Here is an 11,679-nt window from a genome sequence, read left to right on the forward strand (position 1 = left end):
GCTGACTCATACGGTGTAGACCGGCACAGGGTTGCACCAGCGATCCTTGTATTCCCGGTCGGCGCGGCCAAAGGAAAAGCGCAGGGGCTTGTCCAGTGCCCTGGCGTGCTCCCAGGCGCTTTGGGTGTTGAGAAAACTCAGCACGCTACCGGGGCTGAACTCGCGGGTTTCGGGGTCGACACCGCCATTGATGTATTCGACGCTGATCCACTGCGGCGTCTCGACGCGGTACACCAGTTGAATGGCAATGGGGGCATCGTTGAGGAAAATCACCGAACCGATCAGCAGCTCGCGCAACAACTCGATGACCTCGGCCATGCGCTCGGCACCGGTCGCCGGGAACCCCCAGCGGCGCTGGAACAGATCGCAATAGATCGCCCCCAGCTCCTGGCTGGAAAATTCGCTGACCGGTCGTACTACGCCGCCTGCCTCTTCCAGCAACCTGAGTTCGCGGCGCTGGTTGTAGCGAAACTTCTTCGACAACTCTTCGGGCGTGCGGGCCATGGCCAGTTGCTCGGCCTGCAGCCGGATGCCGGTGAAACGGTTTTCGTTGAGCGCCGACAGGTAACGCCCGCGATGGCGCAAAGGTGCCTGGGCATCGGCCGCAGCCGGCAGGATGATCTCGGCATTGCCAAGGTCGAACAGGCCCTTTTTGCCGTTACGCTTGAGCACGTCCTTGGACAAGGCGAGGTCGCGCCCCCAGGTCGGGATTGCGGCCTTGATTTCGCCGTCCTGCTCCCAGGCCAGGTATCGCACGGGGATACCGGCCAGCTGCGCCAGGCGCTCGACCACCAGTGGGTGAGTGGCGACGCTGCCGCCATAACGCTGCCAGGCCTGGGCATAGGTCGGGGCATCGGAGAGCGACCAGCCACGTTCGCGCCAGCCTTGAAATCGGTTGAGCATCAGCCCCTCTGTGCCAGTTCGGTAACGTGCGGCAAGTGCCAGAAAGCATCGCGCACCGCGCGGTCGGAGAAGCGTTCGCGCAGGCGCTCGAGCATCAGCTCGGCACACTGGCGACGTTGCTGCTCGTCCATTGCGGCCAGATGTTGCAGGCCTTGAGCCAGGTGCTCGGCATCGCCCAGCGGGAACAGGATGCCCACGCCTTCGACCACTTCCTTCGCGCCGCCACACGCCGTTGCAAGCAACGGCACGCCCGCCGCCATGGCTTCGAGCAGCACCATGCCGAAAGGTTCATGATCGGAGCTCAGGGCAAACACATCGAATGCCTTGAAATACCGTCGGGCCTCAGGGACCTGACCAAGGAACAGCACGCGGTTGCCAATCCCCAGCTCGCGCGCCTGGGCTTTCAGATCCTGCTCCAGTCGACCGCTACCGAGGATCACCAGCTGGCTGTTGGCCGGTAACCCGGGCAGCGCCTGGGCAAAACCGTCCAGCAAGGTGGCCTGGTCCTTGTCCGGATGCAGGCGCCCGACGTTGCCGACAATCCAGGCGTCCTCCGACAGGCCGAGGGTCTCGCGCGCCTCGCGAACCGATACCTGGCTTGCCTGCAAAGCCGGCACGTCGATCCGGTTGTACAGCGTCTGAATCCGTGCCGCCGGCCACTTCGGCAGGCATTGGCGCATGTCATCGCGCACCGCATCGGACACCCCGAGCAGGCTCAGGCGCTTGCGGAAAACCTGCGCGAAGAGTTTGCGTGTGCCGCGTTTGTAATCGTCAAACGCATGGTGCACGCCAATCACCGGCAACGAGGTGCCGAGCAAGGCGATGTAGATGGGCTTGAAGCGATGGGCAATGCAGAAACTGAAATTGCGCGAAGCGGCGATCTTGCGCAGATCGCCGATGGCGCCCAGCTTCAAGCCACGAATGGCCTTGGAGCTGTATTCCATGAACAACACTTCATCGGAGGCGCAACCGGCGGCAACCTCGGCATCGGCGACCCCGGTCAGGAACACCGTGGTCACCCGGTAACCGGTCCCCGCGAAGAGGCTGGCGTACTGCCGCGCGCAGTCCAGGAACGGCCCGTCATAGCCGTGGCAGAACTGCAGCACATGGCGTTCAGCCGAGCGTGTCATAGGTGTCCGCGCCCTCTTTGACCACCAGGATGTCTTCCATGATCAGATACTGTAGATCGGAACCGAAGAACATGTTCAGCGCGTCGGTCGGTGAGCAGATCATCGGCTCGCCACGACGGTTCAGCGAGGTGTTCAGCGACACACCATTGCCGGTGAGGACTTCCAGCGCCTTCATCATGTCGTAGTAGCGCGGGTTGTATTCGCGCTTGAGCACCTGGGCACGGGAAGTGCCGTCTTCGTGGACGACTTCCGGCACGCGGGTTTTCCACTCCTCAGCCACTTCGAAGGTGAAGGTCATGAACGGAGCCGGGTGATCGATCTTGATCATCTGCGGCGCCACGGTGTCGAGCATCGACGGGCAGAAAGGCCTCCAGCGCTCGCGGAACTTGATCTGGTGGTTGATGCGGTCGGCCACGCCGGGAATGCTCGGGCAACCGATGATCGAGCGACCACCCAGTGCACGCGGACCGAACTCCATGCGGCCCTGGAACCAGGCCACCGGGTTACCATCGACCATGATCCTGGCGATCTGGTCCGGCATGTTGTCGAGCTTGCGCCAGGTCGGCTTGTTCTCGTGACGGGCGCAGGCCGCGATCACGTCTTCGTTGCTGTACGACGGGCCGAGGTACACGTGTTCCATCTTCTCGACCGGGACGCCACGGGCGTGGGACACATAGGCTGCCGCGCCCACCGCGGTACCGGCGTCACCGGATGCAGGCTGGACGAACAGTTCCTTGACGTCGTCGCGGGCGATGATTTTCTGGTTCAGCTTGACGTTCAACGCACAGCCACCGGCGTAGGCCAGCTTGCCGGTTTCCTTGAGCACGTCGCCCAGGTAGTGGTCGATCATCTGCAGCGCAATTTTTTCGAACAGCGCCTGGATGCTCGCGGCGTAGTGGATGTACGGCTCGTCGGCGATGTCGCCTTCGCGCTTCGGACCCAGCCACTCGATCAGCTTCGGCGAGAAGTAGTAACCCTTGCCCTTCTCTTTGTAGCGACGCAGGCCGATGACGTTGGCATAGTCGGTGTTGATCACCAATTCGCCGTTTTCGAACGAGGCCAGGCGCGAGAAATCGTATTTGCTGGCGTCGCCGTACGGCGCCATGCCCATGACCTTGAACTCACCGTCGAGCATATCGAAACCGAGGAACTCGGTGATCGCGCCGTATAGGCCACCGAGGGAGTCCGGATCGAAGAATTCCTTGATCTTGTGGATCTTGCCGTTTTCGCCATAACCGAAGAAGGTCGTAGCGTACTCGCCCTTGCCGTCGATCCCGAGGATCGCGGTTTTCTCTTTGAAACCGGAGCAGTGGTAGGCACTGGAAGCGTGGGCCAGGTGGTGCTCGACCGGCTCGATCTTGATCTTCTTCGGGTCGAAGCCCAGTTGCTCCAGGCACCAGACGATCTTGTTGCGATAGCGTTTGTAGCGACGGTTGCCCATCAGGATCGCGTCGAGTGCACGATCCGGGGCGTACCAGTAACGCTTGGCGTACTGCCAGCGGGCCTTGCCGAACAGGCTGATCGGCGCGAATGGAATCGCTACCACGTCAACGTCGGAAGGCTTGATGCCGGCCTGTTCCAGGCAGAACTTCGCCGATTCGTAGGGCATGCGGTTCTTTGCATGTTTATCGCGTACGAAGCGCTCTTCTTCCGCCGCCGCGACCAGCTTGCCGTCGATGTACAGGGCTGCGGAAGGATCATGGCTAAGGGCGCCGGACAGGCCAAGAATCGTCAATGCCACAGGGGTCTAGCCTCTTTAGTCTGCGTGCAGGCGCAATGCGCCTCAATAATTAATGTGCCCTCGCAACGGGCGAGAGACAGCTAAAGGGCGGGATTATAGCTTAAAGATGCCGGGAATGACCCTACGGTTATCAGCCTCGGGCAGGCCGCCAGTAAATACGGATGTTGCCATCCGTGCCCTGCCGGTAAAGGGTGTAGGGCAAGACTACGGTATCCAGCGTGCCGGACAATGCCAGGTCCAGCAAAATGACTGGAACGAAGATACCCGTTGGATCGGGAGGCGCATTCAATACGCAAAAATCGTAGGCCAGGCCGCTGTAGACCCGTGGAATGGACTGACAATAAGTTTTTTGCCGCCGAAGCGCCTGGGCCGCGTCGGCATCGTCCTGCAAGACCGTCGAGACGGTCCCGCACCCTGTCAAAGCCAGTGAGATGACACCTGATGTGACTGCCTTTTTGATCGTCAAAGCTTGCCCTCCGTGAACGTCAGGCAAGCTAGCATCGTGGTCATTCAGGCCACAGTTCATGGCTTCCCAAGTTCCTGTAGGACGATGCTTAAGAAGTTGTCCCTTATCTTCGCTGGCTGTTCCGGCCCCTTCGCGAGCAAGCCCGCTCCCACATTTCGACCGCTTTCATCTATGTGAACGCGGTTGAAATGTGGGAGCGGGCTTGCTCGCGAAGAGATTCAGACTGCGCTGGAGATATCTTTCGGAAGACGCTGATCGATGACCTGATAAAGCGCACTACTCTCAGGCCAGTTGCGCATGAACCGCGCCCGATCCCGCGCATACGCCGGGGCGAAATTGGCGAGCGAGCCGTGCTGGCACATAGAATCCAGATCGATCAGCGCCCAGCGATCCTGCTGCCAGAACAGGTTGTGACCCTTGAAGTCGCCGTGGCTGATGCGCTCGGCAATCAATTCGGCAAACAGGTGATCCAGCGCCAGCAACTCGGCTTCAGGCGCATCACCACTCTCGATGTACGGTGCGAAACGCTCGATGATGTCCGGCCCCGACAGATGTTCGGTGATCAGATAGGCACGGCTGCGCAACCAGAGAAAACGCTTCTCCAGCACCGCCAGGGGCTTGGGCGTGGCGATGCCGAGAAATGCCAGGCGATTGCCTTCGCGCCAGGAGTGCCAGGCACGGCTCGGGCGCCAGAAGCGCTTGAGCCAGTGGGCGAAACCCTTGATGTTGTAGCGCTTGATCACCAGCGTTCGGCCATCCACCTCGACCTTGCCAACGCTCGCCGCGCCGCCGGTCTTGTACAGGTGCCCCTGATCCAGCAAGGCATCGGCCTGGGCCAGTACGGGCAGCATGGCCGTTTCTTCTTCGCGACGAATCGCCCGCAAGCCGAACGCTCCGCGCTGGACGCTGAACAGCGTGCATTCGCGACCGACCTTGATCAGGAAGTCCTTGAGGCGCCAGCTGCGAACCTTGTCGACCTGTTTCTGCAGCGCCTCCATGGGCAGGGCATGCTCGCCGTTGCTCAGCAGGTAGTACACCAGCAATTCTTCGGTGAACGGCTCCAGCGACTTGGGCAACTGGGCGAAAAACACCCCGAGATTTTCCAGGACCTTTTGCCGCGAGAGCGGCTGGCCTGGCGTTTCGCTGCAGATACCGGCGCCATCGATCAAATACAGTCGATTGCCCTGGCGCAGCAGGTTGTCCAGGTGCAGGTCTTCCTGCCACAAACCTTTGCGATGCATTTGACCGATTGCGCCCAAGGCTTGCGCCAAAACGGCTGACTGCTCATCGGCCAGCACCGGCAGGCCTTCCACCTGCTGCCAGGCATCCCCCAGGCTTTGGGCGCCCTCAAGGAATTCAAACAGCAGCCAGCCACCCTCGCCATCCTTCAGACCGTCAGCCAACAGCAGCGGCGTGGTCAGGCCCTGGGCGGCGAGCAGTCGTACACCGTCCAGCTCGCGCTGGAAATGCCGCGCCGCCTTGCTGCCAACCAGCAACTTGGCCAGCACGGGCCGACCGCGCCAGACACCCGCACCGACATAACGCTGCCCGGGCAAGACCCGCAACAGGGTCAGCAACTGTAGCTGCGCCGGCCCGGCAGCATCGGCCAGTGAAAGACTGAGCGGCAGGCTCGGGTGACGGCCAGCGCTTTTCAGTTCGGATAAACGCATCAGCGCTTCTCCTTATGGCTGCGCCGCGCGGTCAGGCGCGTCAGCCAGGTGTCGATCAACGAGCTGTCCTGGGGTTGATCCAGATAAGCGCCCAGCAGCACCCGCAATTGCCCTTCGCTCCACTCGGGCGCCCGACGCAGCAACGGCTCCAGGTCCTTTACGCGGTCGCGCAGCCCGAACAACAGGTGCCGGGTCTTTTCCAGGTCGATCAGCTGCGCCTGATACCCGTCGCCGGTGGCCCGCAGGAAAATATGCTTGGGGTAGAAGCAGCCATGCACCTGGCGCATGCCGTGCAGACGCTGCGCCAGGTGCCCGCAAGCTTGCAGAATGGCTACCTGCTGCGCCTCGCCGAGATCCGTCCAACGATGCAACAGCGAATCCAGATCATCCCAACCGTCGAGGGCACGCGTCAGGAGAATGGCCCGGGTTTCACCGTCCACCTTGCGCTCACCGAAGAACACCGCCTTGAGCGCCGGTATGCCGAGCTTTTCGTAACGGCTGATGTTGCGAAACTCCCGGGCAAAACTCGGCTCGCCAAACGGCGCATGCAAGGTATGCATCTGGTAGTTGCTCTGGCGCTTGAGGTAGTAGCCACGACCTTCCAGTTCCAGTCGAAACACGCTGCTCCAGCCACCCCGCAGGGTGTTGGGTTCGTCCACGGCATCGAGCTGCCGGGCCCAGAGCGCGTCGAACGTGCCGAGGCCGTGACGCTCAAGCAGCGCACGGTCTTCAGCGGCCAGAAAATCAGTCATTCGCGTCCCTCGAAAAATCTCACCACGTGCCGGATGCGTTTTTTATCGGCGGCATTGAGCCGGGTCCGTTGGCGGTATTGCAGGTAAAAGCGCAGGCGCTGGGTGGCCGACAGTTGATACTTGGCGACCTTGTCCAGGCAGGCCAGGTCCTTGGTGATTCGGTACTTGAGCCAGAAACCTCTCCAGAAATCACCGTTGGGGCAATCGATCAGGAACAGTCGGGCCTGATCATCGACCAGCAGGTTGCGCCACTTCAAATCGTTATGGGTAAAGTGATGCTCGTGCATCGTGCGGGTGTAATTGGCCAGTTGTCGGCTGATGCTGTCGACCCAGGCGCGGTCCGCCAGTTTCGCATCGTGCCGCTCGGCCAGGGCCGACAAATCTTCCGTATGTGGCAGTTCGCGGGTGATCATCGCCCCACGATCATAGGCTGCACCGCGACGCTCCAGCCCCCAGGCCACCACCTCGGCGGTGGGGATGCCCCACTTGGCAAAGCGCTTGAGGTTCTGCCACTCCATCTTCACCCGTGGCTTGCCCAGGTAGCGGCGCAAGCCCTTGCCTGCCCCCACGTAGCGCTTGACGTAATAGTTGACGCCATTGCGCTGGACGCGAATGACCTCCGACAGCGGATCGCGGGTCAGGCGCTCGCCCTGCAGCGCAAACACGGCATCAAGGCTGCCGAAGTCTTGTGCCAGATCGCGATAAGCAGGCTCCAGTCTCCAACCCGCCATCAGAGCGCGTCTCCGTACCGCTGTTTACGCTCGTAAAGCTTGTTGGCCTTGCCTTCGAGCCAGCTCAGCAGCCCCGCTTCTTCGCCCAGGATCTGGCGTAGCGGCCGCTGGAAATAACCCTTGAGGAAACGCAACTTGTCGCGCCGGGTCAGGCCGATGTCCAGGGCGGAAAAATACAGCGCCGCCAGATCCTTGTTACGCCAGCGCGAGGTGATCGTCGGACGGGTCTGGGCGCGGTGCAGGTCGATCACCGAGAGTTTGAAATCGTCTGCGGTCACCGGCTTGTCGGTGTGCAGCAGGAAGTGGCAGATGTAGCAGTCACGATGGTTGACCCCGGCGCGGTGCATCATGCCGGTCATGCGCGCCACTTCAGCGATCAGCGCGCGCTTGAGTTTTGGCTCCGGCGGCTGCTTGGACCAGTTGATGCTGAAATCTTCAAGGCTGACGGTCGGCGCCAGCTCTTCGGTGACGATGAACGAATGCTGGTCCGCCGGGTTGCTGCCTTTTTCGCCATAGGCGACGGCGGTCATGGTAGGCACGCCGACTTCCTGCAGGCGCTGGATGGCCTTCCACTCCTGGCCGGCACCCAATACCGGCAGCTTGGCGGTGAGCAGGTTCTTGAAGATCTCGCCCCAGCCGATGCCACGGTGGATCTTCACGAAAAACCCGTTGCCGTCCACCTCGGTGCGCAGGGTACGGCGAGCTTCGAGCTCACGGTACACCTCGCCCTGCAATCCCTCGACTTCGGCGAACGGGTCGCGTCCGGCCCAGAGGCTCTTGAACGGTTCAGCCAGCATCAACTTCATTTAAGCGTGCTCCGCCAGAATCACATCGGCCGCATGCTGCGGCATGCTGTAGAGGTCGGCCGTCTCGGCGAAGGCCACACCGTTGCGACTCCAGGCCGCCCTTGCTTGAGCGTCGTTCAACATGCCGGTCAGGTACTGGGCCAGCTGGGCTTGATCGAACGGCTCGTCCAGCACCAGGCCAGCGTCGGCCTCGGCGATGTAATGGGCGTACCCGCAGACCGCGCTCACCAGCACCGGCAGCCCGGCCACCAGCGCTTCGAGCAGCACGGTACCGGTGTTTTCGTTGTAGGCCGGGTGGATCAACAGATCGGCGCCCAACAGGAAACGCGGAATATCGCTGCGGCCCTTGAGGAACGTCACGTTGTCGCCGAGCCCCAGCGTGGCGCTCTGCATCTGGAATAACTTGGGGTCGTCCTGGCCAATTACAAACAGCCGGGTGCGCTTCTTCAGATCAGCGGGCAATGCCGCCAAGGCCTTGAGGCTGCGATCCACACCCTTGGTCTTGAACCCGGAGCCGATCTGCACCAGCAGCAAGTCATCGTCCTTGAGATTGAATTCAGCGCGGAACCCGGCGCGAATCTCGTCCGCATCCGCCGGCCGACGACGATCCTGTGCAATGCCTGGCGGCAGCAGGTGGAAGCGTTCCAGCGGCGTGCCGTAATGCTTGATGAACAGCGGTTGCTGGACCTCGGAAATCATCAGCACTTCGGTCTTCGCCTCTTTGGCGAACACCGCCCGCTCGTACTCGGCGAAGTGGCGGTAGCGGCCCCAACGTCGGTACAGCGAGTTGCGCAGGTTCTGCGCCTTGTCTTCGAAGCAGCCGTCGGCGGCGTAGTAGACATCCAGGCCCGGCATCTTGTTGAAGCCGATCAAGCGGTCCACCGGACGCTTGGCCAGGTCCGCTTCCATCCACTCGCTGAGCTTTTCGTTGCGTCGATGGTTGAAGAAGGCCTTGACCGGCGCCACCAGCACTTCGAAACCCGGCGGCACCTCACCTTCCCAGATCAGCGTGTAGACGCGGATCTGATGGCCGCGCTTCTGGCACTCCAGGGCGATGCGCATGAAATCGCGCTGCAGGCCACCAAAGGGAAAATACTTGTACAGGACAAATGCCAATTGCATCAGCGCAGCTCCTCAGCCAGTAATAACGTGCTCAGTCGGCTCGCGACACGCTCGGGATTCAGACGCGTGAAGCACAATGGCCACTCGCGTTTCAGGTCAAACTGACGGGCATCTTCGGCCGTCGGTTGATAGGTGCATTTCTTTTGCAGGCACGGCGCGCAGGGGAAGTCGCTGGCCAGGTGTATCTGCGACTTGCCGTAGGCCCCGGTCAGGCCCGGATTGGTCGGGCCGAACAGCGACAGCGTCGGCACATCCAGTGCCGCGGCCAGATGACCGAGACCGGTGTCCACCGCCACGCAGGCTTGCGCGCCAGCCAGGACTTTACCGACCCCGGCCAGATTCAACTTGGGCAATACCTCGGCGTGTTTGAAGCCGGCGGCGATGCGCTCGGCGCGGGCCTTCTCCGCCGCGTTGCCCCACGGCAGTTTCACGCCCACCCCGAGATATCCGACCCGTTCGGTCAGCTCGCGCCAGTAGGCTTCGGGCCAGTGCTTGGTGTCCCAGGTGGTGCCGTGCAGGAACACCACATACGGATTCTTGCGCGGCAGCTCCACCAGGCGTTCGACGTTCAGGCCGTAGTCGCCCAGGCCCTTGGGCAGGTCATAACCCAGGGCGATGGCGAACAGCTGACGCACCCGCTCCACCGCATGCTGTCCGCGGGCAACCGCCAGGCGACGGTTATAGAACCGCGCGGCGACGGGCTCGCGTGCCGAACTTTTATCGAGACCCGCCACCGGGGCTTTCACATACCGGGTGAGCAGAGCGCTTTTCAGCAGGCCCTGGGCATCGATGACCAGATCATATTTGGAGGCGCGGACGCTTTGCTTGAAGCGTTTCCACTCGCCACTCTTGATGGTCTGCCAGATGTTCTTGCGCCAGCGACGGATCGCCACCGGAATCACCTTGCCCACCGCCGGGTGCCAGCTCGGAATTTCGGCGAAGCCTTCCTCCACCACCCAGTCGAACGTGATGCCGGGGATGGCCCGCGAGGCGTCGGTCAGCGCCGGCAGCGCATGAATCACGTCGCCCAGCGATGAAGTCTTGATCAGCAGTACCCGCAAACTATTTGACCTCGACCACAGTGCCCTGCAAACGCTGCAAGGCTTCGTTCACCGCTTGCGGCATCAGCTGGCGCAGGCAGTTGTAATGGCCGAAACGGCATGTGCGGTCGAAGCATGGGCTGCATTCAATGCCCAGGCGCACGATCTCGACATGCTCGGCCAGCGGCGGCGTGAAGCCCGGCGACGTCGAGCCGTAGACCGCCACCAGCGGGCGGTTCAGCGCAGCGGCAACGTGCATCAGGCCAGAATCGTTGGACACCACGGAATCGGCGCAGGACAACAAATCGATGGCCTCGGCCAACGAGGTGCCGCCACTGAGGTTCACCGACTCTTCACGCAAGCCGGGGATCAGCCGCGAACGGATGTCTTCACCCACGGCATGATCGTTCTTCGAACCAAACAGCCAGACTTGCCAGCCTTCGCGAATCTTCGCTTCGGCGACTTTGGCGTAGTGCTCCGACGGCCAGCGCTTGGACTCGCCGAACTCGGCACCGGGGCACAGGGCCAACACCGGACGGTCGAGGGCCAGGCCGAACTTGGCCAATGCGGCCTCGCGAGTCACCGGATCGATCCGCAGGCTCGGGCGCGGGTAAGGCTTGGGCAGTTCAACGCCCGGCTCATAGGCCAGGGCCATGAAGCGCTCGATCATCAGTGGGTAACGTTCTTTGTCCAGCGTGCGCACATCGTTGAGCAGGCCGTAGCGGAACTCGCCACGCCAGCCGGTGCGCTTGGGGATGCCGGCAAAGAACGGCACCAGTGCCGACTTCAGGGAATTGGGCAGCAGGATCGCCTGGTCGTACTGGCCGCCCAGGGATTTTCCGATGCGTCGACGCGTCGCCAGTTCCAGTGCACCGTGGCCGAGCGGAAAGCTCAAGGCCTGGCGAACTTCGGGCATGCGCTCAAGAATCGGCCGGCTCCACTCGGGGGCCAGCACGTCGATTTCGCATTGCGGGTGGCGTTGCTTGAGACACTGAAACAGTGTCTGCGCCATCACCATGTCACCGACCCAACTGGGCCCAACGATCAGAATTTTCATGTGGCTTCCATAAACGAACCGGGGAGGCCTACGCCTCCCCGCCTCGAGAATCACTGTAGGAGCAAGGCGGCTTGCGATGGGTCATCACCTCCAACATTGCTGTCGACTGTCACTCCGCTATCGCGAGCAGGCTCGCTCCCACATTGGGTATTGGTGTACCTCGACCTGCATGACACTGCAGATCTACTGTGGGAGCGGGCTTGCTCGCGAAGGGGCCATCACATCCAACATTGATGTTGCCTGACACTCCACTTTCGCGAG

The 11,679-nt window shown here is 61.9% G+C and carries 11 protein-coding genes; all 11 read right to left on the bottom strand.

Annotated features, from left to right (window positions below):
- Positions 1-6 precede the first annotated feature (6 nt).
- The 11 genes from SOP95_RS27045 to waaF all read right to left on the bottom strand — a co-directional run bounded on the left by SOP95_RS27045 (position 7) and on the right by waaF (position 11,418).
- Positions 7-903 (bottom strand): antimicrobial resistance protein Mig-14, encoded by an 897-nt coding sequence (locus SOP95_RS27045; RefSeq protein WP_274076027.1) that lies wholly within the window; start codon positions 901-903, stop codon positions 7-9.
- Positions 903-2,033 (bottom strand): glycosyltransferase, encoded by a 1,131-nt coding sequence (locus tag SOP95_RS27050; protein WP_323608921.1) that lies wholly within the window; start codon positions 2,031-2,033, stop codon positions 903-905. The genes SOP95_RS27045 and SOP95_RS27050 overlap by 1 nt, the downstream gene beginning before the upstream one ends.
- Complete coding sequence (locus SOP95_RS27055) at positions 2,017-3,774, bottom strand: carbamoyltransferase family protein (protein ID WP_323608922.1); 1,758 nt, start codon at positions 3,772-3,774, stop codon at positions 2,017-2,019. Before SOP95_RS27055 ends, SOP95_RS27050 begins: the two co-directional genes overlap by 17 nt.
- Positions 3,775-3,904: 130 nt before the next feature.
- A complete protein-coding gene (locus tag SOP95_RS27060; RefSeq protein WP_323608923.1) occupies positions 3,905-4,240 on the bottom strand; it encodes a YceK/YidQ family lipoprotein in 336 nt (111 codons plus the stop codon).
- 218 nt (positions 4,241-4,458) lie between these two features.
- Positions 4,459-5,910, bottom strand: coding sequence for a lipopolysaccharide kinase InaA family protein (locus tag SOP95_RS27065; protein ID WP_323608924.1), 1,452 nt, complete (start codon positions 5,908-5,910; stop codon positions 4,459-4,461).
- Positions 5,910-6,662, bottom strand: a complete 753-nt coding sequence (locus tag SOP95_RS27070; RefSeq protein WP_274076032.1) for a lipopolysaccharide kinase InaA family protein — start codon at positions 6,660-6,662, stop codon at positions 5,910-5,912. The genes SOP95_RS27065 and SOP95_RS27070 overlap by 1 nt, the downstream gene beginning before the upstream one ends.
- On the bottom strand, positions 6,659-7,393 hold the full coding sequence (locus SOP95_RS27075) for a lipopolysaccharide kinase InaA family protein (RefSeq protein ID WP_274076033.1): 735 nt from the start codon (positions 7,391-7,393) through the stop codon (positions 6,659-6,661). The genes SOP95_RS27070 and SOP95_RS27075 overlap by 4 nt, the downstream gene beginning before the upstream one ends.
- Positions 7,393-8,199 carry a lipopolysaccharide core heptose(I) kinase RfaP gene (gene rfaP / locus SOP95_RS27080; protein ID WP_274076034.1) on the bottom strand — a complete coding sequence of 269 codons (807 nt, stop codon included), beginning with the start codon at positions 8,197-8,199 and terminating at the stop codon, positions 7,393-7,395. The genes SOP95_RS27075 and rfaP overlap by 1 nt, the downstream gene beginning before the upstream one ends.
- Positions 8,200-9,321: a glycosyltransferase family 4 protein gene (locus tag SOP95_RS27085; protein WP_323608925.1), complete on the bottom strand. Its 1,122-nt coding sequence runs from the start codon at positions 9,319-9,321 to the stop codon at positions 8,200-8,202.
- A complete protein-coding gene (gene waaC / locus SOP95_RS27090; protein WP_323608926.1) occupies positions 9,321-10,382 on the bottom strand; it encodes a lipopolysaccharide heptosyltransferase I in 1,062 nt (353 codons plus the stop codon). The genes SOP95_RS27085 and waaC overlap by 1 nt, the downstream gene beginning before the upstream one ends.
- Before the next feature lies 1 nt (position 10,383).
- Entirely contained in the window at positions 10,384-11,418 is a 1,035-nt protein-coding gene (waaF, locus tag SOP95_RS27095) for a lipopolysaccharide heptosyltransferase II (RefSeq protein WP_274076037.1), read from the bottom strand.
- Positions 11,419-11,679: the final 261 nt, after the last annotated feature.

This window comes from Pseudomonas sp. YuFO8, from assembly GCF_035065025.1.
GTDB lineage: Bacteria > Pseudomonadota > Gammaproteobacteria > Pseudomonadales > Pseudomonadaceae > Aquipseudomonas > Aquipseudomonas putida_AE.